Source organism: Microbispora sp. NPDC049633 (assembly GCF_040675265.1).
In the GTDB taxonomy this organism is placed as follows: Bacteria; Actinomycetota; Actinomycetes; order Streptosporangiales; family Streptosporangiaceae; genus Microbispora; species Microbispora maris.
On sequence record NZ_JBFAOO010000119.1, the window covers coordinates 1 to 23,243 of the forward strand.

Annotated in this window: 24 protein-coding genes; 13 read left to right on the forward strand and 11 right to left on the reverse strand. The window is 71.3% G+C overall.

The window, feature by feature from the left end; genetic code table 11:
• The 6 genes from AB0J39_RS26225 to AB0J39_RS26250 form a co-directional block, all read left to right on the forward strand.
• Positions 1–483, forward strand: a 483-nt coding sequence (locus AB0J39_RS26225) for a cellulose binding domain-containing protein (protein WP_363469119.1), incomplete at its 5' end; no start/stop codon positions are given.
• Positions 484–607: 124 nt separating this feature from the next.
• The gene (locus tag AB0J39_RS26230) at positions 608–1,117 is read left to right on the forward strand and encodes an HAD domain-containing protein (protein WP_363469121.1); all 510 of its coding nucleotides are present in this window, start codon (positions 608–610) and stop codon (positions 1,115–1,117) included.
• 75 nt (positions 1,118–1,192) lie between these two features.
• Complete coding sequence (locus AB0J39_RS26235; protein WP_363469123.1) at positions 1,193–2,080, forward strand: sulfotransferase; 888 nt, start codon at positions 1,193–1,195, stop codon at positions 2,078–2,080.
• The gene (locus tag AB0J39_RS26240; protein ID WP_363469125.1) at positions 2,077–3,252 is read left to right on the forward strand and encodes a glycosyltransferase family 4 protein; all 1,176 of its coding nucleotides are present in this window, start codon (positions 2,077–2,079) and stop codon (positions 3,250–3,252) included. Before AB0J39_RS26235 ends, AB0J39_RS26240 begins: the two co-directional genes overlap by 4 nt.
• A gap of 199 nt (positions 3,253–3,451) precedes the next feature.
• On the forward strand, positions 3,452–4,015 hold the full coding sequence (locus AB0J39_RS26245; protein ID WP_363469127.1) for a DUF4291 domain-containing protein: 564 nt from the start codon (positions 3,452–3,454) through the stop codon (positions 4,013–4,015).
• A gap of 31 nt (positions 4,016–4,046) precedes the next feature.
• Positions 4,047–5,411, forward strand: coding sequence for an ADP-ribosylglycohydrolase family protein (locus tag AB0J39_RS26250; RefSeq protein ID WP_363469129.1), 1,365 nt, complete (start codon positions 4,047–4,049; stop codon positions 5,409–5,411).
• A gap of 108 nt (positions 5,412–5,519) precedes the next feature.
• Here the strand turns inward: AB0J39_RS26250 and AB0J39_RS26255 are convergent, their stop codons facing one another.
• From AB0J39_RS26255 to AB0J39_RS26265, 3 genes are all read right to left on the reverse strand, one after another.
• Positions 5,520–6,047 carry an NUDIX hydrolase family protein gene (locus AB0J39_RS26255; RefSeq protein WP_142620493.1) on the reverse strand — a complete coding sequence of 176 codons (528 nt, stop codon included), beginning with the start codon at positions 6,045–6,047 and terminating at the stop codon, positions 5,520–5,522.
• Between the two features lie 102 nt (positions 6,048–6,149).
• The gene (locus tag AB0J39_RS26260; protein ID WP_363469131.1) at positions 6,150–7,007 is read right to left on the reverse strand and encodes a hypothetical protein; all 858 of its coding nucleotides are present in this window, start codon (positions 7,005–7,007) and stop codon (positions 6,150–6,152) included.
• A 63-nt stretch (positions 7,008–7,070) separates the two neighbouring features.
• The gene (locus tag AB0J39_RS26265; RefSeq protein ID WP_363469133.1) at positions 7,071–8,054 is read right to left on the reverse strand and encodes a patatin-like phospholipase family protein; all 984 of its coding nucleotides are present in this window, start codon (positions 8,052–8,054) and stop codon (positions 7,071–7,073) included.
• Positions 8,055–8,482: 428 nt separating this feature from the next.
• Here AB0J39_RS26265 and AB0J39_RS26270 point away from each other — a divergent pair, with 428 nt between their 5' ends.
• Entirely contained in the window at positions 8,483–8,758 is a 276-nt protein-coding gene (locus AB0J39_RS26270; protein WP_363469134.1) for a hypothetical protein, read from the forward strand.
• 487 nt (positions 8,759–9,245) lie between these two features.
• Positions 9,246–9,689 carry a hypothetical protein gene (locus AB0J39_RS26275; RefSeq protein WP_363469136.1) on the forward strand — a complete coding sequence of 148 codons (444 nt, stop codon included), beginning with the start codon at positions 9,246–9,248 and terminating at the stop codon, positions 9,687–9,689.
• Positions 9,690–9,872: 183 nt separating this feature from the next.
• Here AB0J39_RS26275 and AB0J39_RS26280 read toward each other — a convergent pair whose 3' ends face one another.
• The 3 genes from AB0J39_RS26280 to AB0J39_RS26290 all read right to left on the reverse strand — a co-directional run bounded on the left by AB0J39_RS26280 (position 9,873) and on the right by AB0J39_RS26290 (position 13,668).
• Positions 9,873–11,084, reverse strand: coding sequence for an acyl-CoA dehydrogenase family protein (locus AB0J39_RS26280; RefSeq protein WP_363469138.1), 1,212 nt, complete (start codon positions 11,082–11,084; stop codon positions 9,873–9,875).
• A gap of 56 nt (positions 11,085–11,140) precedes the next feature.
• The gene (locus AB0J39_RS26285) at positions 11,141–12,106 is read right to left on the reverse strand and encodes a glucosyl-3-phosphoglycerate synthase (RefSeq protein ID WP_363469140.1); all 966 of its coding nucleotides are present in this window, start codon (positions 12,104–12,106) and stop codon (positions 11,141–11,143) included.
• Positions 12,107–12,195: 89 nt separating this feature from the next.
• Positions 12,196–13,668, reverse strand: a complete 1,473-nt coding sequence (locus AB0J39_RS26290; protein WP_363469142.1) for a helix-turn-helix domain-containing protein — start codon at positions 13,666–13,668, stop codon at positions 12,196–12,198.
• Positions 13,669–13,912: 244 nt separating this feature from the next.
• Between AB0J39_RS26290 and aceA the strand changes: the two genes are divergently transcribed.
• A complete protein-coding gene (aceA, locus tag AB0J39_RS26295; protein ID WP_363469144.1) occupies positions 13,913–15,205 on the forward strand; it encodes an isocitrate lyase in 1,293 nt (430 codons plus the stop codon).
• Positions 15,206–15,311: 106 nt separating this feature from the next.
• Here aceA and AB0J39_RS26300 read toward each other — a convergent pair whose 3' ends face one another.
• The 3 genes from AB0J39_RS26300 to AB0J39_RS26310 all read right to left on the reverse strand — a co-directional run bounded on the left by AB0J39_RS26300 (position 15,312) and on the right by AB0J39_RS26310 (position 19,032).
• Positions 15,312–16,124: an ATP-binding cassette domain-containing protein gene (locus tag AB0J39_RS26300; protein WP_363469146.1), complete on the reverse strand. Its 813-nt coding sequence runs from the start codon at positions 16,122–16,124 to the stop codon at positions 15,312–15,314.
• Between the two features lie 45 nt (positions 16,125–16,169).
• Positions 16,170–17,882, reverse strand: coding sequence for a serine/threonine-protein kinase (locus AB0J39_RS26305; protein ID WP_363469148.1), 1,713 nt, complete (start codon positions 17,880–17,882; stop codon positions 16,170–16,172).
• A 169-nt stretch (positions 17,883–18,051) separates the two neighbouring features.
• Complete coding sequence (locus AB0J39_RS26310; RefSeq protein ID WP_363469150.1) at positions 18,052–19,032, reverse strand: alpha/beta hydrolase; 981 nt, start codon at positions 19,030–19,032, stop codon at positions 18,052–18,054.
• Positions 19,033–19,241: 209 nt separating this feature from the next.
• Here AB0J39_RS26310 and AB0J39_RS26315 point away from each other — a divergent pair, with 209 nt between their 5' ends.
• Genes AB0J39_RS26315 through AB0J39_RS26330 form a run of 4 tightly spaced genes read left to right on the forward strand, consistent with a single transcriptional unit; the run spans position 19,242 to position 21,937 of the window.
• Entirely contained in the window at positions 19,242–19,535 is a 294-nt protein-coding gene (locus AB0J39_RS26315) for a hypothetical protein (RefSeq protein WP_363469152.1), read from the forward strand.
• Positions 19,532–20,332 (forward strand): ABC-2 family transporter protein, encoded by an 801-nt coding sequence (locus AB0J39_RS26320; protein ID WP_363469154.1) that lies wholly within the window; start codon positions 19,532–19,534, stop codon positions 20,330–20,332. The genes AB0J39_RS26315 and AB0J39_RS26320 overlap by 4 nt, the downstream gene beginning before the upstream one ends.
• A 6-nt stretch (positions 20,333–20,338) precedes the next feature.
• Positions 20,339–21,127, forward strand: coding sequence for an ABC-2 family transporter protein (locus tag AB0J39_RS26325; protein WP_363469155.1), 789 nt, complete (start codon positions 20,339–20,341; stop codon positions 21,125–21,127).
• 3 nt (positions 21,128–21,130) lie between these two features.
• Entirely contained in the window at positions 21,131–21,937 is an 807-nt protein-coding gene (locus AB0J39_RS26330) for an ATP-binding cassette domain-containing protein (protein ID WP_363469156.1), read from the forward strand.
• Here the strand turns inward: AB0J39_RS26330 and AB0J39_RS26335 are convergent.
• Together AB0J39_RS26335 and AB0J39_RS26340 are read right to left on the reverse strand one after the other, a co-directional pair.
• A complete protein-coding gene (locus AB0J39_RS26335) occupies positions 21,861–22,337 on the reverse strand; it encodes a hypothetical protein (RefSeq protein ID WP_363469158.1) in 477 nt (158 codons plus the stop codon). The two genes, AB0J39_RS26330 and AB0J39_RS26335, sit on opposite strands and share 77 nt — an antisense overlap.
• 64 nt (positions 22,338–22,401) lie before the next feature.
• Positions 22,402–23,243: ABC transporter permease (locus tag AB0J39_RS26340; RefSeq protein ID WP_363469159.1), on the reverse strand; the 842-nt coding region annotated here is incomplete at its 5' end.

Sequence of the window (23,243 nt, forward strand, 5' to 3'; positions counted from 1 at the left end):
CAGGACTCCTGGCGCTCGGGCGACACCCCGCTGCTGTTCAGCGGCGGCAACAAGAAGCCCGCCTACGACGCGGTGCTGAGCGCCCTCAACGCCGCCGGCCCGAACACCTCGCCCAGCCCCACCCCGCCGGTGAGCCCGAGCCCGAGCCCGACCCCGCCGGTCAGCCCGTCGCCCGGGACCTCGCCGGATCCGAGCGGAGCGTGCAGCGCGACGATCCGCACGGTCAACTCCTGGCCCGGCGGCTTCCAGTCCGAGGTCACCGTCAAGGCCGGCAGCTCGTCGCTGAACGGCTGGACGGTCAACTGGACCTGGCCCGGCGGACAGACCATCAGCAGCCTGTGGAACGGCACGCAGAGCGGGTCCGGCTCCAACGTGACGGTCCGCAACGCCCCCTACAACGGTTCCGTCGCGGCCGGCTCGTCGACCACCTTCGGCTTCACCGCCAACGGCAGCGCGGCCACCCCGACCCTCACCTGCTCCTGATTTCTGACCCCTGACGACCACGAACAGGATCCGGTCGGACGATGTCCGGCCGGATCCTGTTCGCTTTCGCGCACCATGACACCGGGTGGAGGGGCGGCGCCGGCGGCGAGATGATGGCCGTGTGATGGACGGCGCGCTGCTGCTGCTGGACGTCGACGGGGTGCTCAACCCCGCACGGCGCTCCTCGCCGCGTTTCCGCCGCTTCGAATGCGTGGTGGAGGGCGAGGGGTTCCGCCTGCTGCTCGATCCCCGACACGGCGCCAAGCTGATCGCGTTGCGCCGGGAGACCGGCGTTGCGCTGACGTGGGCGACGACCTGGGGCGAGCGCGCCAACGAGGAGATCGGCCCCAGGATCGGCCTGCCCCCGCTGCCCGTGGTCCCGATCGACGGCGACCCTCCCCGCCCGTACGGGGTGAACCTCAAGACCTGGCACGTCGCGGAGTACGTCCGGGGCCGGCCGTTCGTGTGGTTCGACGACGACCTCGGGCCGGCCGATCTGGAATACCTGCACGGCCATCCGGGCGTCGGCGAGTTCCTGGTCGTCGCCGTCGACCCCCGGGACGGGCTGGGCGACGCCCACCTGGAGGCGGCCCGCCGGTGGCTGACGACCCCGAGGCGGCAGAACGTCTGGTGACAGAGGTGGGGTCACAGGTGAGCAGGGGGTTGATTCTCAGGGAATTCCCCGGAAGCACCGGTAGATTCGCGGGCCATGACATGGCAGCGGAGGATCAACGGCGCACTCGTCAAGTTCACCGGAGTCCAGCTCACCCGTGTCCGGCCCGCCGCGCCGTCGTCACCGGAGGCTCCCGCGCCGGCTCCGGAGGAACTGGTGCGCCCACCTGCCGATCCGCGCGCCGACCGCCTCCTGGTCGCTCCGGTGTTCGTCATGTCCCCGGTGCGGTCGGGTTCCACCCTGCTGCGGTCGATCCTGAACGCCCATCCCGATCTGCACGCCCCGCATGAACTGCACGTCCGGCGGCTGACCGTCGGCTTCGGCACGCCGCTGGCCCGCAAGGCCATGGAGGCGCTCGGTCACAACCAGGCCGACCTGGAGCACATGCTGTGGGACCGGGTGCTCCACCGCGAACTCGTACGCAGCGGCAAGCGGACCATCGTGGACAAGACCCCCGCCAACGCCTTCGCCCACGCCAGGATCGCCGCCTGCTGGCCGGACGCCCGGTTCATCTTCCTGCTGCGTCACCCCGCCTCCATCGCCGCGTCCTGGCACGAGGCGGACCCCGTCAAGCGCACCCGGGAGGAGGCCGCAGCCGACGCGCTGCGCTACATGAAGGCCGTGCGGCGGGCCCAGAAGGCCCTCACCGGCCTGACCGTGCGCTACGAGGACCTGACCGCCGAGCCGGAGAAGACGACCCGCGCCATCTGCGAGTTCCTCGGCGTCGAGTGGGAGCCCGCCATGCTGACGTACGGCGAGCAGAAGGTCGTGCAGAAGGGCCTCGGCGACTGGAGCGACAAAATCCGGTCGGGCACGGTGCAGCCGGGACGCGACCTGCCGGGGCCGGACGAGATACCCGACCTACTCAAACCGATCTGCCGCAGCTGGGGCTACCTGCCCCGTGAGGAGGGCGGGCGCGGATGAGGATCCGATACATGCTCCTGCACGCCTACGGCATGGGCGGCACGATCCGCACCGTGGTCAACCAGGCGAACGCGATGGCCGCGCTCGGCCACGACGTGGAGATCGTCAGTGTGGTGCGCCGCCGTGAGGAGCCGCAGTTCCAGTTGCATCCGGCCGTCGCCCTCCACACGCTCGTGGACCAGCGGGCCGGCGTGCGGGCCGACTCCCTCGGCCGCCGCGTGTGGCGGCGGCTGCGCGGCAAGATCGTGCCGTACGGCGAGTTCGCCGCCGGCTACTTCACCGAGCGGGTGGAGAAGGCGGTCATCGACTACGTCTCCTCGCTGCAGGACGGCGTGCTCGTGACCACCCGTCCGGCGCTGAACCTGATCTCCGCGCGCCGCGCCTCCAAGAACGTCGTGCGGGTGGCGCAGGAGCACATGAACCTCGGCACCTATCCCGCGACGCTGCGCGCGGAGATCGTCCGGCACTACGGAGCGTTCGACGCGGTCACGGTGCTGACGGCCAGCGACCAGCGCGAGTACGAGCAGGCGCTGCCCGGCACGAGGATCGTACGGATCCCGAACGCCGTCCACTCGGTGAACCAGACACCGTCCCGGCAGGAGCACCCCGTGGTGGTCGCCGCGGGACGCCTGGTCAAGCAGAAGGGCTTCGACCTGATGCTCCCGGCGTTCGCCCAGGTGGTGAAGGAACATCCGGAGTGGCGCCTGCGCATCTTCGGCACCGGCCCGAAGAAGGCCGCCCTGCGCGCGCTGATCGGCGAGCACGGCCTGTCCGCGCACGTGACCCTCATGGGCCGGACCAACCGTCTCGACGACGAGCTCGCCCGGGCCTCGATCTACGCGCTGAGCAGCCGGTTCGAGGGCCTGCCGATGGTCATGATCGAGGCGATGACCCACGCGCTGCCGATCGTGGCCTTCGACTGCCCGACCGGCCCCGGCGACGTGCTCACCGACGGGACCGACGGCGTCCTGGTGCCCTGCGGGGACGTGGACGCCCTGGCCGCGGCCCTCAACCGGCTCATCGCCGACCGCGACCTGCGGCTGCGCATGGGCTCCGCCGCCGCGGCGACCGCCGGGGAGTACGCGCCGGACAACGTGATGCCCCTGTGGGAGGACCTATTCTCCGAGCTTCTGAACGCCAGGACGGCCGGCGACACGCACGCGCGGCGCTGACCCGGCTCACGGGCGGCCGGCGCCGGTCAACCCGTCACCCAGGGAGCTGCGCCGGTACAGGACGTGCCGCCCGTCGCCGTCATGTCGGCCTCCAGCACCAGCCGTGCCCGCGGCCACAGCGGCCGCACGGCGATCTCCCAATATGGGCACCGCGATAACCGGTTGCCCGCCGCGGCGCGGCGTGGGGACACTCGGCGGCATGGACGTTCCCTATCGGCAGATCCGTGCCGCGTACACCGAGGAGGCCCTCACCGTCTACCAGGCCTACGATCCCGCCATCGCCGGCAGGGCCGTCGCCGCGCAGCGGTTCGTGCCGCCGTTCAAGCGGGAGCGGATGACCTGGATCAAGCCGTCGTTCCGCTGGATGATGTACCGCAGCGGCTGGGCCGCCAAGCCGGGCCAGACCCGCGTGCTCGCCGTCGAGATCACCCGCGACGGCTTCGAATGGGCGCTCGCCCGTTCCTGCCCCAGTCATCCCGGTCCCGGCGACGACCACGCCTCGTGGGCCGCCCGGCTCCGCGACAGCCCCGTCAGGATCCAGTGGGATCCCGAGCGTGACGCCCACCTGAACCCGCTGCCGTACCGGTCGATCCAGATCGGCCTGTCGCGGGAGGCGGTCGACCGCTACATCGACCAGTGGATCGTCTCCATCACCGACATCACGGACACGCTCGGCGCGATCCGGGGCGGCGCCTCCGCGCCGCCCGCCGAACGGCCCTATCCGTTGCCGCCCGCCCTCGCCGCCGTCGTCGGAGCCGCGTGAGCAGGGCGCGCCTGTGCCAGACTGGGCGGCGGTGGCGTCCGATCCCCTCACGCGCGCGACCGCGTCCCTGTACGGCCTGGCATTGGGCGACGCGCTCGGTTCCCAGTTCTTCGTGCCCGCCAACCGCGAGGCGCTCGCCACCCGCACCCTGCCGCCCTGGCCGTGGCAGTGGACCGACGACACGGAGATGGCCTGCTCGGTCTACCGTCTCCTGACCGGTCTGGGCATGGTCGACCAGGACGCGCTGGCGGCCTCGTTCGCCGCTCACCACGACTTCGACCGCGGCTACGGCCCGGCCACCGGCCGCATGTTGCGGCTCGTCCGCCAGGGGGGTGACTGGCGGGCGCTCGCGTCCGGGCTCTTCGACGGCAACGGCTCGTGGGGGAACGGCGCGGCCATGCGGGTCGCCCCGCTGGGCGCCTGGTTCGCCGGGGACCCGGCCGCCGTCGTACGGCAGGCCGGCCTGTCGGCCCGCGTCACGCACACGCACCCGGAGGCCGTGGCGGGCGCGGTCGCGGTGGCCGTCGCCGCCGCCGTGGCGGCGTCCGAGACCGACCTGTCCCCCGGCCGCTTCATCGACGCCGTGCTGGACCACACACCGCCCGGCGGCGTACGGGACGGGATCGGCGCGGCCCGGCGGCTGCTGCTCACGGTCGCCGATCCCCTGCTCGCGGCCCGCGCCCTCGGCAACGGCCGGAAGACGGCGGCGCACGACACCGTCCCGTTCACGCTGTGGGCGGCGGCCCGGCATCTTAACGACCTCGAACAGGCGATCTGGACCACGGCGACGGCGGGCGGCGACGTCGACACCACCTGCGCGATCGTCGGCGGCATCCTGGGCGGCCGGGCCGGGCTCGGCGGACTGCCGCGCGAGTGGCTGCGCCGGGTGGAGCCGCTGCCCGGCTGGGCCGAGGTGCCGGCCGGTCTGCGCCCGGAGACGGCGGACGGCGCCTGGCCGCACTCCACCGCCGGAGTGCCGGCGCCGTCCGCGCCGGACGGCGTCGTCACCCGATCCAGCCTGCGCAAGGTGATCCCGTTCGCCGACCCCGTCGCCATGCCGCCGCCGGAGCGGGTGTGGAGCGACGACGACTGGGCGGTCATCCGGCGCGGCCACCGGCCCGTGGGCATGGACGACCGGTGGTCCGCCTATGTGGAGGGCGACACGCTGCACCTGCACCGGAGCTGGACGGGCCACCAGATCTACGAGGCCCGCTTCGGCCGGATGCCGGGTGGCCGGTCCGTGGTCGCCGCCCGGGTCGAGGCCGACCGCGAACGGCACCGGCGGGCCGGCGACGCGTACGACCGCCTGCTGCTGGAGCTGCTCGTCGACACGATCCTGCTGGGGCGCCACGACCCCCGCCGCTGGGACGAGCCGGCGTCCCTGCGGCCGGCGTAATCGTTCTGTGGTCCGCGCCGAGTATCCGCACGTCACCGGTACCGCCGGCGACTGGCTGGAACGGCTGGCGCGGGCGCTCGGCCCCACCTTCGCGGAGGGACGACCCGGTCAGGTCAGGCGGCCGACGTAGGCGAGCGCCTGCTTGAGCAGCACGCCCTGGCCCCCGGTCATCTCCTGCTGCACGATCGGGGAGGCCGCCTCCTCCGGCGTGAACCACTCCAGATCCAGCGCGTCCTGCCTGGGTCGGCAGTCACCGCGTACGGGGACGATGTAGGCCAGGGAGACCGCGTGCTGCCGAGGGTCGTGGAACGGCGTGACCCCCGGGGTGGGGAAATACTCCGCCACGGTGAACGGCGTCGGCGAGACCGGCACGCTCGGCAGCGCCACCGGCCCGAGGTCCTTCTCCAGGTGGCGCAGGAGGGCGTCGCGGATGCGCTCGTGGTAGTACACCCGCCCGGACACCAGCGCCCGGCTCACGGTGCCGTCGGCGCCGATCCGCAGCAGCAGGCCGACGCGGGTCACGGTGCCCGTGTCGTCCACGCGCACCGGTACGGCGTCCACGTACAGGATCGGCATCCGGCCCCGCACCGACTCGATCTCGTCGGGGGCGAGCCAGCCTGGCGTCGTTTCGGTCATTTCGGTCACGGATCGATCGTACTTGCCCAGGCGAGAGGTGGTTCGCAGGTCGGCGCAACCCGTACCGGACCCCCTGTCACCTGCTCCCCCTGATGACGCGCGTCACCCGGTGGCCGCGTTCACCCTGCCGCGGGCGCGGACCGTGCTGTTGTGACGCCAGATCCGCTGATCGACATCCGCGGGCGCAGATCCCTCGGGGAGATCCGCCAGGACCTCGCGACGGGAGATCCCGGCGACGGCGACCCGCCGCCGATAGTCGGAGAAGACCTGAACTTCGCCGTCGCCCCAGCACAACGGGCTGTTCGACGCCTCCAGATAGACGTAGTCCATGCCGTGGCGCATGTCGTCGCCCAACATGGCGACGTCGACGGCCCACGCGCGCAGGCGTGCCGGCGGGGCACGGAAGACCAGCGCGCCGCCGATCCGTTCCACGGCGGCGCCGCGGTCGGCAGCCGGCGGCTCCCAGCCGGGCCACCGCCGGAGCTCCCGGCACTCGCGGACGCGCTCACGGGTACGGGCCAGCTCGGCGTCGAGGCCCCAGGTATGCCAGCGGACCGTGCCTGCGGAGGACGCCCGGGCCGCGAGCCGGCGGAGCAGCTCGCGGACTCCCTGCCGCTTCAGCGTCGTCAGATCGGCGGGGACCAGCACGATCGGGTCGGCCGGTTCCGCGTCGAACGGGTTCGGGTCGAGGTGCGGCCGGTCGACGACGACCACGGTGCCCGGCAGCCGCTGGAAGGACAGGCCCCACAGCAGCCTGCCCAGCAGGCGGGCGCCGTGCACGTCCGACAGGATGTGCCACGTCTCGTGGAAGCGGTTGGTGGAGAACCGGGCCCGCGAACCCGGCCGCAGGGTAATGACGTTGTAGTCGCGGCCGTCCGCCCGGACCGGCCGACGGTGCAGCTTGAGCCCGTCACCGGCGCGGGCCGCCGTGTCCGGCCTCGGTCCCTTACGCCCCCGCACGTCTCACCGTCGTCTCCTCTCCAAGCTGTGGCTCTGTTCATGAAAGCGCCGCGCGGGCGTCCGTCACAACCGAATTAGCCCGGGCCTGTGCCGGTGGTCCTCCTCGTGCGGGGGACCCAGCGGGCGGGCGAGCCCGGGGTGCGGTTGGTGCCGCTCCAGCCAGTGGGTGGTCGACAGGGCCGCCCGCTCGATCATGTCGGCCGTACCGCGGAAGTCGACGGGCAAGACCTCGACCGGGCACAGCGGCGGCAACACGTGCAGGCGGGTCCGGCGCGTGTTCTGCCTGATCGAGGCGCTGATGCGCTGCTCGCTGAGCAGGTTGTAGCCGTGCAGGGCCATGGCGATCGCGGTCGCCGGGGCCGCCGGCAGGTGGCAGGAGAACCCCGGTGCCAGCAGGTACGCCTCGTCGGCGCCCGCGTCCACCGCGTAGTCCAGCGTGGTCAGGTCCGCGACGCCGCCGTCCATGAGCATCCGGTCCCCGATCGTCACGGTGGGATACAGGGCCGGGATCGCGGTGCTGGCCAGCAGGGCGGGCAGCGCGGGCCCCCGCGACAGGACCACCGGCCGTCCCGTCCGCACGTCCGCGGTGAGCACCGACAGCGGCGTCCGCGTCTCCTCCAGGTGCCGGATCGGCAGGATGCGTTCGAGGAACCGCCGCAGGGAGGAGTTGTCGAACAGGTAGTTGCGGCGGCCGAGCATCGCCGCGGCCAGCGTGGCCGGGTTGAGCGGGAAGGTGTAGTTGAGCACGCCGAGCGCCTGCAGGGCTCCCCGCACGGGATGGAAGGGCAGATTTCCCGCGAGAGTGCGCAGCACGTCCGGCCCGCTCACCGGGTACACGTCGTGGCTGCTCACCGACAGCCACAGCCGAGCCAGTTCCTCCACGCCCTCCGCATCCGGGCGTGCGCCGTAGTAGGCACCGTTGAGCGCCCCGATCGAGGCGCCGACCACCATGTCGGCGCGGATCCCGTGGGCGGTGAGCGCGCGGAGCATGCCGACCTGCGCGGCTCCCAGGCTGCCGCCTCCCCACAGGATGAACGCCGTCGTCATCGGCCGCTTCCCCACGCTCCCCCGGCCCCGGTCCCCCTTCCTACCCGTACGCCCTTGTTTCACCCACCCTCAGCAAAGGGGCAAGGTGATGTGCACACGACCTCATGGGAGAGCGCGTCGAGTCCGGCAGTCGGAGAAAGTCGAGCCGGACTCGGGTGAGGGCGTGGCAGCCAGACCGCCGGTCGGGCGAAGAGGCCATCTTCCACGGAGCATCTACAGCAGCGTGTCACCAATCCGTTGGCCGAGTACAGCTGGTCACCACCACAATCCTGTGTTTATCTCGCTTTATGTTTACATGGTGGGCAGCCTCATGCTGGGGGCTCGCCGGCGGCTGCTGCGTCGAGGCGCTGGAGCTGTACCGCGTTATCCGGAGCACCCCGAAGTGGTCATGGAGGCGCCCGATCGAACAAGGACTAGACGCGTTCTTAGTGGCAGTGCTCATTCGTGCCGGGGTTGGCGCAATTCTCAGTGGCGCTGCAGCCCAAAGTGGGCAGATCACAGGCGCTTTTGCCGCCGTCGCACTCGGAGTAACAGCCCCGCTGGTAATCGAGAAGCTGGCCCGTCAGGCTTCCGTAGCTATCGATGAAAAAAGAGGAGTGGAGGTCCCGAATAGCAGACAGCCTTCCATAGAGTGGAACAAGGATGAAGGATTTATTCCCAACTTGGAAGAGGGAAATCCGGCGGGAGATTTAAATGCGAGCTGAAACCTTCGCCGGTCGACTTCTAGGCGCTCTTGGTGGCGACAGAGCGAGCAGCATGGAGCCGGAACCGCAGCCCGAATACGAGGCGGACAAAGGCGGAACTTTCCTAGTTCGCCTAATCTCGGCACTGGGGAGACGGGGGACGAAAGCAGATACTGTCCCGTACCTCTTAGATGTACTGGACGTGCAAGCCCAGTCGGCCATGGCGTCAGAGAAGCCAGGAGCGACCGTCGCGCGATCCAATCACGCATGGAACTCACTAAGGGCTAGCTTTTGGCGCAACGCGACATCGCACCTCAAGACTGCGACTATCAAACTGCGGTGGCTGACCACCTTCTCGTCAAGCCCTTCCCTGCCGAACAGGGTGAACCGCCCTACACCCTGGGCACTTCTCTGGTGGTGGCGATATGAGCTCGCATTGCTACTGGGTCTGCCCGTGTTATTCTTTGCGGCGGTTCGCGGGGCAGGGTGGCAACGAACGATAATCGGCGTGAGCGCATTGGTGCTGCTGTCAGCGTTGCCGATGGTCAAACGCGCCATCACAACCCGGTTCTGGTGTGTCGTAACTCCGCACCGTGTTCGTCACGCCTTCGCGCGCGCCAGGATCGTAAGCAGGCAGGGAAAACTGCCTGTCATTCTGATGATCAGGCCGACAAAACTCGGCGAGCGCCTGTGGGTTTGGCTGCGCGCGGGGACAAGCCCCGGCAACGTGGAACGGGCGAGTGATTTGATCGCAGCGGCTTGCTGGGCCCGAAGCGTACGGATACAACGCGATCGATATCGAGCGTCACTCATTGTCATCGATGTCCTGAGACGAGGTGATGCAAAAACTCCCCGGGACGCCTCCCGCCCAGAGGCCGACACCACTCCAGAATGGGTGATCGGCACAGTGCACCATCTCGATGCCAAGTACCGCAGCGACCTTTCCCCCTGATCCTCCTGTTCGCCGCCGCTCCTGGCCGATGGGAAGGAATCGTTGGCCCCGTCGGGGCGAACTGTCACAGGAGCCGCAAGCTCGGCGGGCGATCGATGACCGCCTGTTCCGCCCGCACTCCGTCTCTGACGGAACAGGCACGGAACAGGGGGCCTTAACGTGAAGTCGCGGCTGACGAGCGAATCAGCGGACGGGGAGGCCGGTGACGGAGCGGCCGATGATGAGGCGCTGGATCTCGCTGGTGCCCTCGAAGATGGTGAAGATCTTGGCGTCGCGATGGAAGCGCTCGACCGGGTGCTCACGGGTGTAGCCGGCCCCGCCGAGGATCTGGATGGCCTGCTCGGTCACCCAGACGGCCGTCTCGCTCGCGACCAGCTTGCTCATCGAGCCTTCGGCCTGCTCGAACCGCCGGCCGTGGCGGGCCATCCACGCGGCCCGCCACGTCATGAACCGGGCGACGTCCACGCGGGTGGCCATGTCGGCCAGCAGGAAGGCGACGGCCTGGTTCTCCCCGATCTTGCGGCCGAACTGCTCGCGCTCGCGGGCGTAGTCGCGGGCGTACTCGAAGGCCGCGCGGGCGACGCCGACGGCCATGGCGGCGACGAGGGGGCGGGTGGTCTCGAAGGTCCGCATCGCGGCCTGCTCGCCCGAGCGCGCGCCGGCGCGCACCCGCGCGAGCCGCTCGTCGAGCTTCTCCTTGCCGCCCACCAGGCAGCGCCCCGGCACCCGTACGTCCTCCAGGACGACCTCGGCGGTGTGGGAGGCGCGGATGCCGTGCTTCTTGAACTTCTGCCCCTGGGACAGACCCCGCGTGCCGGGCGGGATCACGAAGGACGCCTGGCCCCGGGTGCCCAGGGACGGGTCGACCGAGGCCACGACGACGTGGACGTTGGCGATGCCGCCGTTGGTGGCCCACGTCTTCACGCCGTTGACGACCCATTCGTCCTTGGCCTCGTCGTAGACGGCCCGCGTCCTGATCGCGCCGACGTCGCTGCCGGCGTCCGGCTCGGAGGAGCAGAACGCCCCGAGCTTGACGTCGTCGGGAGTGCCGAACATCTGGGGCAGCCACTCCCCCATCTGCTCGGGGGTGCCGTTCGCGGCGATGGAGGCGGCGGCCAGGCCGGTGCCCACGATCGACAGGCCGATACCGGCGTCCCCCCAGAACAACTCCTCGAACGCCACGGGCAGGCCGAGCCCCGACTCCTCGAACCACTGCTGCGCGAAGAAGTCGAGCGAGTACAGTCCGATCTTGGCGGCCTCCTGGATGACCGGCCAGGGCGTCTCCTCACGCTCGTCCCACTCCGCCCCCGCCGGGCGGACGACGTCCCTGGCGAACTCGCGGACCCAGTCGCGCACCTCGCGGACGTCGTCGTTCAACTCGGGGCAGAAGGTCATCTCAGGCTCTCCTCTCCGTAAAGTGTTACCAACGGTAACACCTCAGCGGGAGCCGGTCAGCGCAACCGGGACGCGTACTCCGGAACCGTGGCCATCGGCGGGCGCTCGGCCACTCCGACGTGCCGCGTCAGCGGGCGGTGCCCGGCGGGGCCGCGCTCGAACTGGACGAGCCGCGCGGACGGCTCGTGCAACGGAACGATCTTGTTCTGGCGCTCCAGCCGCGCCCAGGCGGTGTGCATGATCTGCCCGGCCATCCCGCCGAGCGCCTCGGTCGACTGGTGGGAGTGGACTCTGCGCCCCAGGTCGACCTGCGCGAGCGCGTCGAGGCCCACCAGGTCCAGCAGGTCGATGAGAAGCCCCAGCTCCACGCCGTACCCGGTGACGAACGGCACCCGTTCGAGCACCGCGCGGCGGCCGGCGTACTCACCCGCGAGAGGCTGCACGAATCCGGCGAGCAGCGGCCAGTGCAGGTTGAGCAGCGGCCGGGCGACCAGCTCGGTGACCCTGCCCCCGGCGTTCGGCTCCGCCGCGCCGAGCAGCGGCCGGTCGTAGCACGCCTTCACGTATCCGACCGCGGGGTCGGTCAGCAGCGGCCCGAGCAGGCCGGTCACGAACGAGGTCCGGAACTCGCGCAGATCGGCGTCGACGAACACCACCAGGTCGCCGGTCGTCACCGCTAGCGACTTCCACAGGGCCTCGCCCTTGCCGTCGTAGCGCGGATCGTGCAGCTCGGGCAGGATCTCGTCCTGCGCGAAGACCTTCGCCCCGGCGCGTAAGGCCCGGGCCGCGGTGTCGTCCGAGGACCGGGAGTCGATCACGACCAGCTCGTCCACGAGCGGCACGGCCTCGACGAGGTCGCGGCGCACGGCGGAGACGATCTCCCCGACCGTCTCCTCCTCGTTCCTCGCGGGCAGCACCACCGAGATCGACGCGTCTCCCTTGGCGGACAGCAGGGCGCGGGCCGGCCAGTCGGCCGCCGACGAGGTACGCCGACTCAGCCAGGCCTCCACCTCAGGCAGCACGCCCGTCCTCCCCCTGTCCACCGGCTTCACTGGCATCACCTTATGCGGCGGCCGGAGGAGGCGATCAGCACGGGCGTACACCGGGACCCTCAGCCGTGGGCGGCGTGGCGCTCCAGGAACGCGTACACGTCGGCCTCGTCGACGCCGGGGAACGACCCGGGCGGCAGCGCGGCCAGCACGTGGGAGTTGGCACGCGCCGACGGCCAGGCGTAGCCCTCCCAGCGCTGCGCGAGCTCGGCCGGGGGACGGCGGCAGCACTCGCCGTTCGGGCAGTTCGACTTCGTGCGGTGAGTGGTCTCGCGCCCCCGGAACCACCGCGACTCCCGGTATGGCACGCCCAGCGTGATCGCGAAGTCCTTCTCCTGGGACGGGTCCACGTGGGCGACGCAGAAGTACGTGCCGGTGGGCGAGTCGCAGTACTGGTAGAACAGCGAGAACCGGTCGGGCGAGTGGAAGACCTGGCGGCCCGACCACTGCTGGCACAGCCGCTGCCCCTCGATCGCGCCCTGCTCGTCGGCGGGGAAGACGATCCCGTCGTTCTCGTACGCCTTGTAGATGATCCCGCCAGCGTCGTTGCGGACGAAGTGGCACACCAGGTCGAGGTGGCGGGTGGCCAGGTTGGTGAACCGGTGCGCGGCCATCTCGTACGACACCGCGAACACGTCGCGCAGGTCCTCCACCGACAGCGCCTTGTCCTGCTTGGCCTCCCGCAGGTACGGCACGGCAGCCGCCTCGGGGACGAGGACGGCGGCGGCGAAGTAGTTGGCTTCCACCCGCTGGCGCAGGAAGTCGGCGAAGTCGCGCGGCTTGTGGTGCTGGAGCGCGATGTGCCCGAGCGTCTGCAGCAGCACGGTACGCGGCGTGTGCATGCCCAGTTGCTGGCGCTTGACGTAGATGCGCCGGTTGCGCAGGTCGGTCACCGAACGCGCAGAACGCGGCAGGTCGGGCGCGGTGTGCACGGTGAACCCGAAGTGCGACACCAGCGCCTGGACGGTGCTCTCCGACAGCGCGCCGGTCCGGTAGCCGACGGTGGTCAGAGCCTCGGCGGCGGCCTTCTCGATCTCCTCGAAGTAGTTGCCCAGTTCGCGCTGCTTGCGCCGCAGCTCGGCGTTGGCGGCCCGCGCCTCCTCCGGCGTGGCCGTGCCCTTCGCCTCCCTGGCCTTGAGCTCCTCGAACAGGCCGAGGATGTGCTCCAGCACGTCATTGGGCACCCGCGCGGAGACCTTCAGCCGGCTCAGCCCGAGCCCCGCGTAGAGCGGGTCGCGCTGGGCCTCCTCCAGGGCGATCTCGAGCTGGGCCCGCCGGTTCGGCGCCTGCCTGCGCAGCAGCTCCTCCACCGGCACGTTCAGCGCGGCGGCCAGCGACTTCAGCAGCGAGAGCTTGGGCTCACGCTTGCCGTTCTCCAGCAGCGACAGCTGGCTGGGCGCGCGCCCGACGCGGTCGCCGAGCTCGGAGAGCGTGAGACCGCGCTGCTTGCGCAGGTGCTTGAGCCGCTGGCCGAAGGCCAGGAGATCGAGCTCGTGCGTCAAAGACAGCGGTTCTTCGCCCAGGACGGAGGTCATAGCCCGATCTTATGCGGAAAATCGGCACTTCTTCCAGCAGTACGCGCTCCACCTCGCACGGATTGGTCTAGTCCACATCGAAAACTTCGCGTTTCTTCACTGCTAAATACTGGTCAGTCTTGCTGCTCACAGAACTTTTGAAGTTCTTTCGAGAGGTGTCTCCTTGTGAGTGTCTTGATATCGACACAAACTCGGAAGCAAGCCCCAGGTGACGACAACGTACGCAACAAGGGAGTGACCGGAGATGTCGGATCGCCTCACCGCCGCCGCCCAGCGGCTGCAGCAGGACTGGGACACCAATCCGCGATGGAGCGACGTCGAGCGGACCTACACGGCCGAGGACGTCGTCCGCCTGCGCGGCTCGGTGCAGGAGGAGCACACGCTGGCCCGGCTCGGCGCGGAGCGCCTTTGGGATCTGCTGCGCCACGAGGACTACGTCCACGCGCTGGGCGCGCTGACCGGCAACCAGGCGGTCCAGCAGGTCAAGGCGGGCCTCAAGGCCATCTACCTGTCCGGCTGGCAGGTGGCCGCCGACGCCAACCTCAGCGGGCACACCTACCCCGACCAGAGCCTCTACCCGGCCAACTCGGTCCCCGCCGTGGTCCGCCGGATCAACAACGCGCTGCTGCGCGCCGACCAGATCAGCTGGGCGGAGGGCGACGAGGGGGCCCCGCACTGGCTGGCGCCCATCGTGGCCGACGCCGAGGCCGGCTTCGGCGGCGTGCTCAACGCGTTCGAGCTGATGAAGGCCATGATCGCGGCCGGCGCCGCGGGCGTGCACTGGGAGGACCAGCTCGCCTCCGAGAAGAAGTGCGGCCACCTCGGCGGCAAGGTGCTGATCCCCACCGGCCAGCACATCAAGACCCTGAACGCGGCCCGCCTCGCGGCCGACGTCGCGGGCGTCTCCTCTCTGGTCATCGCGCGGACCGACGCCCAGGCCGCGACGCTGCTGACCAGCGACGTGGACCCCCGCGACCGCGCCTTCTGCACCGGCGACCGGACCGCCGAGGGCTTCTACCGGGTCCGCAACGGCGTCGACGCCTGCATCGCCCGCGGCCTGGCCTACGCGCCGTACGCCGACCTGCTGTGGATGGAGACCTCCACGCCCGACCTCGACGTGGCCCGCGAGTTCGCCGAGGCGATCAAGCGGGAGTACCCCGGCCAGATGCTCGCCTACAACTGCTCGCCGTCGTTCAACTGGAGGAAGCACCTCGACGACGCGACGATCGCCAAGTTCCAGCGGGAACTGGGCCACATGGGGTACAAGTTCCAGTTCATCACCCTGGCCGGCTTCCACTCGCTGAACTACTCGATGTTCGACCTGGCCCGCGGCTACGCCGAGGAGGGCATGACGGCGTACGTCGGGCTCCAGGAGGCCGAGTTCGCCGCCGAACGGCTCGGCTACACCGCCACCCGCCACCAGCGGGAGGTCGGCACCGGATACTTCGACCTGGTCAGCACGGCCATCGCGCCGGACTCCTCCACGACGGCCCTGAAGGGCTCGACGGAGGAGGCACAGTTCGCCGGGGCTCACTGACCACAGCGGACACAGGTCGGTGGCGGCCCCGCCGCCGATCCGCAGGCCACCCCCACGGGGGATCTGACGGATCGGCGGCGGGGCCTCGCCGTGCTCGGCGCCGGTGTCAGACGCGCAGCGCGCGGGCGTACCAGCGGCCGTCCAGCGAGTCGATGCGCAGCCGCCGGCCGAAGCAGTCCGACAGGTTCGGACCGGTGAGCACCTCGGCCACGGGACCGGCGGTGACGATGCGGGTGTCCCGCATCAGCAGCGCGTGCGTGGTGGTGGCCGGCACCTCCTCCAGGTGATGCGTGACCATCACGGTCGTGAGCCCCTGCCGGGTGCGGGCCAGGTCCTCCAACGCCTCGATCAGGTCCTCCCGCGCCGGCAGGTCGAGGCCCGCGAACGGCTCGTCGAGCAGCAGGATCGCCGGGTCGGCCATCAACGCCCTGGCCACCCGGATCCGCGCCCGCTCCCCCTGCGAACACACCTGGAACCGCCGGTCGGCGAGGTCCTTGCAGCCGAGGTCGGCCAGCAGCCGGTGGGCCCGCTCCCGCTCCTCGTCGCCGTACCGGTCCCACAGCGGCGCGCTGGTCGCGGTGTGCCCGGTGAGCACGACGGTCAGCGCGGTGGCGCCCTCCTCCTCCAGCAGCGACTCGTCCACGAGCCGCTGGCTGGCCGCCACCAGGCCGATGCTCCGGCGCAGTTCCCGCAGGTCGACCCGGCCGAGCCGCCGCCCGAGCACCGTGGCCGTCCCCGAGCTCGGGTGGCGTACGGCCGCGGCGACCGAGAGCATCGTCGTCTTCCCGGCGCCGTTGGGGCCGAGGATCACCCAGTGCTGGCCGTGCTCCACCCGCCAGTCGGCACCGGTCACCAGGGTCCGGCCGACCACGCGGACGGTCACGTCGTCGAGTTCGAGAGCTGCGTCCATCACGTCCATGGGCACCCAGCATGCTGCATGGACACGTCTGCTCACGACGGCGTATCAGGGGATGGACGGCGCCGGGACGGACACCACACCGGGCGACTCGCTCACCGGCGGCGGCGGGGCCGGGCTGGGCGGCGGCGACTCTCCGTCCCCCCACTGCGGCTCGGCCGTGACCCCCGTCGACGGCCCGGGGGAATGGCCCTGCCCGGGGTGCCCCGGCTGTCCGGAGTGCCCGTGCTGCCCAGGCTGTCCGGGCTGCCCCGGCTGCCCCGGCGGGGACGGCCGGTCAGGGCGGCAGTCCCGCGGGCGCCCGGCGCCGCAGTGCCCGTCCGCCGGTGGGCGCAGCGTCACCCCGGCCGACGGCGGCGAGGGCTCCGTGGTGGTCCTCTCGCCGTCCGGGGTCGCCGGCCCGGGCGGCGGCATGGTCCGGGTGGCCGTCACGGTCACCCTGGGCCGGGCGGCGTCCGCGATGGGCACCACCGGCGGCCGCGAGGTGGTGAGCAGGTCCTCCGGCGGCAGGGCGCCGTCCTCGCCGGGGACGACCACGGGCAGCGCGGGAGGCGGATCCGCCGTGCTCTCCATGCGGGCCGCTCCGGTGCCCGCCGCGACCACGGTCATCGCGGCGATCGTCACGGTGGCGAGCGCGGTGAAGCCCGCGTGGGACATCTGCGCCCCCGAGCGCGCCGCGCGGCGCCGGGCCGCCCTGCCCTGTGCCGCCCTCTGTGCCGCCCCCTCTGCCACCCTCTGCGCCACTCCCGGCGCGAGTTCCTGTGCCACTCCCCGTGCCGCGCCCGCCTGGGTGCGCACCCCGCGTGCGGCGGCCCGTCCGGGGGAGGTGCCCGCCGGGTGGGGCACGGGCTGCCAGATGTCGTCGAGCACGGCGGCGACCGCGCGCCGGGGGTCGGCGGTCGCGTGGACCCCGCCCGCGGCGAGCAGGAAGGCCAGCAGCCGGGCCGCGTCGGGGCGGTCGGCGGGCTCGCGCCGCAGCGCCGCCGCCACGCCGTCCCACAGCGGCTTCGGCACGGCGTCGATCCGGGGCTCCTCGACCAGGATGCGCCGCGTGAGCACGTCGAGGTCACCGGCGCCGAACGGATGCTGCCCGGTGGCCGCGAACGCGACCAGGCAGCCCCAGGAGAAGACGTCCGAGGCGGGGATGGCGTGGTGGCCCCGCAGCCGCTCGGGCGCCACCCAGCCCGGGCTGCCCATGATCTGCCCGGCCTGTGTGTGCGCCATCGCGACGTCGAGGTCGCGGGCTATCCCGAAGTCGATGACGAACGGCCCGCGCGGCGACAGCAGCACGTTGCCGGGCTTGAGGTCGCGGTGGACCAGCCCGGCCTCGTGCGTGGCCACCAGCGCCGCGGCGGTGCCGAGGGCCACGCCGTACGCGAGGTCGGGCGTGAGCGGCCCCCCGGCGGCGACGACCTGGGAGAGCGCGGGACCGGGAACGTATTCGGTGACGAGGTAGGGCCGGTCGCCGTCGAAGCCGTCCTCGATGACGGCGGCCGTGCAGAACGGCACGACGCGGCGGGAGAGCGCGACCTCCTCGGCGAACCGGGCCCGCAGCGTGGGGTCGCCCAGGTGCATCGGATGCGGCGTCTTCAGGGCGACGTACCCTCCGCCGGGATGCTCGGCCAGGTAGACCACGCCCATTCCACCGCTGCCCAGCCGGCCGAGCAGCAGGTAGCGCCCCACGACGACCGGGTCGCCCACGGTCAGCGGGCGCACACCGGGAGGCATGCCGTTCTGGAAGGCCGTTCCGCCACGTGCCATACGGAAGCTACCTCTCTCGAAGTGCCGCACAGCCACTGTGGCCGGTTGGAACGCGCCACGCGCTCAACTAGCGCCAAGCGGCATGAGAGGTAAGCCCAATGGCACCGTTCAGTAAGGCCAGCCGGAGAAATCCCAGGTCACATTGGTCCCATTGACCCCAAAATGACCCCTACGCGGCCTCGGCGCCCGCGGCGGAGCGGTGGACGTCGACGGCGTCGAGGAATCGGGCGACGTGATCGAAGAACAGGCGGCCCTCGGGGAGGACGTCGGCGAGGAGGGGGAAGATGTGCGGCATGCGGTTCCACTCCTCGTAGGTCACCTGCACGCCGTTCTCACGGGCGCTGAGGGCCACGTGGCGGGCCTCGTCGCGCAGGACCTCGGTGGAGCCGGTGACGATCATCAGCGGGGGGATGCCGGTGTAGTCGCCGTACACGGGGGACACGATGGGGTCGAAGCAGTCGAGGCCGTCGGTCCAGCGGCGGGCGAGCCAGTCGACCCGGCCGGCGGGGAGCATGGGGTCCGCCCAGACGTTGGCGCGGCGGCGGCTGGAGCTGAGGTCGGCCCAGGGGGACAGGCAGATCCCGGCGGCGGGGAGGGGCATGCCGCGGTCGCGCAGGGACAGCAGCGTGGCCAGGGTGAGGTGGCCTCCGGCGGAGTCCCCGGCCAGCACGATGTCCCGGGCTTCGTATCCGAGGCCGAGCAGGCACTCGTACGCCTGGAGCGCGTCCGTCAGCGACTCGGCGAGGGAATGGACCGGCCCCTGGCGGTAGTCGAGCGAGAACACCGGGCGGCGGGCCACGGCCGACAGCCGCCACGTGATCGGCCGGTGGGTGGCCGGGGAGCAGACGAAGTAGGCCCCGCCGTGGAAGTAGAGCACCACCTTGCCCTCGTCCAGGCCGGTCCCGCCGTGCACCCATTCCCCGGTGCACGAGCCGAATCCGTCTGGAACGATGGACACGTGCTTGGGGAGCATGCCGGGAACCCGCTCGCCGAGGCAGATGATGCGGCTGGCCACGGCCATCCCCGCGGTGTTGCGCACGAGAATGGTGGAGATCGGCTTCATGGTGCCCCGCAGAACCCCGTTGATCGCGGCGGCCTGCCAGCTGACGGGATATTCCGGACGGATGTCTACATTTAGCTCATGCTCCATGCAAGCCTCCCAAAAGGGACATTCCCCATTAGGTCATCCGTTCTACCGGTTGGCATGTTTCGCTCCCCTTACAGGGGTGTTACGAGCAGGTAACGACCGGAGGTCATGAGGCATCCATGCATGGATATTCGGCGGCTCCGCTGCCCCGGAAGCTCGGTGTCAAGCCCGGCCACCGGGTGTTGCTGGTAAACGCTCCGCAAAATATCCGTATGGACGGCGATGAAGAGGACGACGGAGATCCCGCGCCGTACGACGTGATCGTGATCTTCTGCCCCGACAGCGCCGCCCTGGCGGCCGCGTTCCCCCGGGCGCGCGAGCGCCTGGCCCGGGACGGCGGGCTCTGGGTGAGCTGGCCCAAGAAGGCGAGCGGCGTCGCCACCGATCTGTCCGGCGACGTCGTCCGCGCCTTCGGGCTCGGCGAGGGCCTGGTGGACAACAAGGTGTGCGCCGTGGACGAGGTGTGGTCGGGGTTGCGCTTCGTCCGCCGCCTCGCCGACCGGTGATCCCCGGCCACGGCGCCGCCGCCTCCCTCTACCCGCGACTCGTCTGGTACGGCTTCCGCAGGCACGCGACCTACTGGCCCGCCGCGCTGGCCGGGGCCTTCACCAACAGCGTCTTCGGGGTGCTCCGCGCGTACGTGCTGATCGCGCTGTGGCAGGCCCGGCCGGGGCTCGGCGGGTACGACGTCGCGGCGGCGGTGACCTTCACCTTCCTCACGCAGGCGTTCATCGGGCCCATGCAGCTGTTCGGCGGCGGCCTGGACCTGCCGCAGCGCATCCGCAACGGCGACGTCGCGCTCGACCTGGTCCGCCCGGCGTCCCTGCAGGCCTGGTGCCTGTCGGAGGACCTGGGCCGCGCCGCGTACCTGTTCGCCGTCCGCGGCGCGCCGCCGGCCCTCATCGGGGCGTTGCTGTTCGGCATCGTCGCCCCGCACGCGCCGGTCGCGTTCCTCGTGAGCGTCGTGCTGGGCGTGGTCGTGAGCTTCGGGTGGAGATACATCGTGGCGCTGGCGACGTGCTGGGTCATGGACGACCGGGGCCTCGCGACGGTGTCGATGGTGCTCACCACGTTCTTCAGCGGGCTCATGCTGCCCCTGACGATCTTCCCCGGGTGGTTCGGCGAACTCGCCCGCGCACTGCCGTGGTCGGCGATGGCCCAGGTGCCCGCCGACGTCTACCTCGGCACGGCCGAGCCCGCCCGCGCCCTCGCCTTCCAGGCGCTGTGGGCCGCCGTCCTCCTGGCCCTCGGCGCGCTCATGACCGGCGCCGCCCGCAGGAAGGTCGTGATCCAAGGTGGGTGAGCGGCCGTGATCAGGACGTACGCACTGCTGGCCTGGACGTGGACGCGGGCCGCTGCGCAGTACCGGCTCTCGTTCGCGCTCACGACGACGGGCGCCTTCGTCGTCGGCGGCCTCGACATCGCGGTGATCTGGGTGATCTTCGCCAACACCGACACGCTGGCCGGCTTCGGCCTGGCGGAGGTCATGCTCCTGTACGGCGCGTCACAACTGGCCTTCGCGCTCGCCGACATGCTGTTCAGCAACGTCGACCGGATCAGCCAGCACATCAGGGCAGGGACCCTCGACGTCATGCTGATCCGGCCCGCGTCGCCCTTCGTGCAGGTGGCGGCCGACCGCTTCACCCCGCACCGGATCGGCCGGGCCCTGCAGGCCGCCGTGGTGCTGGGCGTGGCCCTGGCGCGGCTGGAGATCCCCCTCGGCCGCGTCTGGATGGTGCCCGTCATGGTGGTGTCGGGGGCCGTGATCTTCACGGCGTTGTTCACGCTGGGCGGCGCGCTGCAGTTCCTGCTCACCGACGCCCCCGAGGTGGCCAACGCGTTCACCTACGGCGGGGCGATGCTCAACCAGTATCCGCTGAGCGTCTACGACGCCCGCATCGTCCGGGGTCTGACCTTCGTGCTGCCCCTGGCGTTCATCAACTGGCAGCCGGGCCTGTACGTGCTCGGCAGGCCCGACCCGCTCGGGCTGCCGTCCTGGACGGGCCTGCTGTCCCCCGCAGCCGCGCTCGCGCTGGCCGCCGTCGCCGCGCTCGCCTGGCGTGCGGGGATCCGCCGCTACCGATCGACGGGGAGCTGAACAGTGATCGAGGCAGACGGGGTCGGCAGGACCTTCACGGTCCGCCGCCGGGTCGTGCACGCCGTACTGGACCTGTCCTTCCGCATCGCGGCCGGGGAGTTCGCCGCCTTCCTCGGACCGAACGGCGCGGGCAAGTCCACCACGATCAAGATGCTGACCGGGATCCTCACGCCGACGTCGGGCCGGGTCACCGTGGCCGGTCTCGACCCCTCCCGGCGGCGTACGGCTCTCGCCCGCAGGATCGGCGTCGTCTTCGGCCAGCGGACGACGCTGTGGTGGGATCTGCCGCTGCGGGACAGCCTGGAACTGGTACGGCTCCTGTACAAAGTAGATCGTAAGGTGTTCCGGGAGCGGCTGGACGAGATGTGCGACCTGCTCGACCTGGGCGCCTTCCTGCGGACACCGGTGCGCCAGCTCAGCCTGGGCCAGCGGATGCGCGGCGACATCACCGCCGCCCTGCTGCACGATCCCGCCGTGCTGGTGCTCGACGAGCCGACGATCGGGCTCGACGTGGTCAGCAAGGCGGAGGTGCGCGACTTCCTGCGGCGGCTGAACGCCGAGCGCGGGACGACCGTGCTGCTGACCACCCACGACCTGGGCGACGTGGAGCGGCTGTGCCGCCGGGTGCTGCTGATCGACCACGGCCGGCTGGCCTTCGACGGCACGGTGGACGACCTGCGCGCGACGGTGCCGGGACGCGCGTCGATCGAGGACGTGGTGGCCGACCTCTATCTCAGAAGCCGTACGACTCCTCGTACTCCTCCTCCTGCTCCTCTTCCCGCTCCCGACCGGCCCAGCGGGACGGCATGAGCACCGGGAGGAACAACGCGACGCCGAGCAGGCCGTACACGCCGGTGGACAGCAGCGTGAGCATGCCCCGGCCGGCCTGCAGCAGCTCGGCCTGCACCGACGGCCCGGTGGGCACGAGGCTCGCGGCGCGGGACACGTCGAGGACGTAGACCACGGTCCAGGCCAGCAGCGCCATCGACGGGACGAACGCCGCCAGCGGGGAGACCCGGCCGACCAGCACCAGCCCGAGCAGCAGGCCCACAGCGGCCATCACGCCCAGGGCGATCAGCATGCGGGTGTCCTTGGCCGGGTCGATGCTCTGGGCCGCTCCCCGGACCGCCTCCTGGGAGGCCCATCCACCGCCGAGGAGAAGAGCCGCCGCGACGACAACGCCCAGGAGCAGCCCGAAGAAGTGCCGCATGAACACCGCCTTGGGTGAGAGGTCCGCGGCAACACTAGCGACAAAGAACGGTAAAGGGCAGCACTTACGCCGTGATGTCCTTGCTAGTGAAGCGCGCCCAGGCGACGGAGCCGGCGACGAGGGCGTAGGCGGCGAAGGCGAACAGCCCCTGCCCCATCTGGTCGAACGCCACGGGCGCCCGCAACGCCCCGTCGAACGCGCTCCACCAGGAGGTCAGCAGGAACGGCCGCACGGCCGCGACCTGCGGGATCGCGGACAGGACCTGGCTGACCACCACCAGCACGACACTCGCGGCCACCGCCCCGATCGGCGCCTCGGTCAGCGTGGAGACCGCGAGCGCGACCGCGCCGAGCGCGGCCATCCCGGCGGCGGCGTACAGGACGACCACCCCCACGCGCAGCAGGGCTCCGGACGCCGGGATCGTCGTGCCGGACAGCAGCGTCACCGGCCCGGCCGGGAAGAGCACCAGCCCCGCCGCCAGCGCCGACAGCGCCACCACCGCGCACGCCGCGAGGCAGAACACCACGATGTTGGCGTACTTGACCGCGAGCAGCCTGGTGCGGCCCGCGGGGGCGACGAGCAGGTAGCGCAGCGTGCCCTGGGCGGCCTCGCCGGCGACCGCGTCGCCCGCCACGACCGCCACGGTCAGCGGCAGCACGATCGGCATCATCGCGACGAACGCGGCGAACGTCAGCATCAGGCCGTTGCCCGCGATCTGCCCGACGATCGAGCCGCCCACGTCCTCACCCGACGCGACCCGCACCGCGACGCCGATCAGCACCGGCACCACGGCCAGCACCCCGAGCATCGCGAGGTTGCGCGGGCGGCGGAACGTCAGGCCGATCTCGGAGGCCAGCAGCCTCGTCAGATGTCGCGCCGCCCGCCCCGCCGACGGCCCGCCCGGCG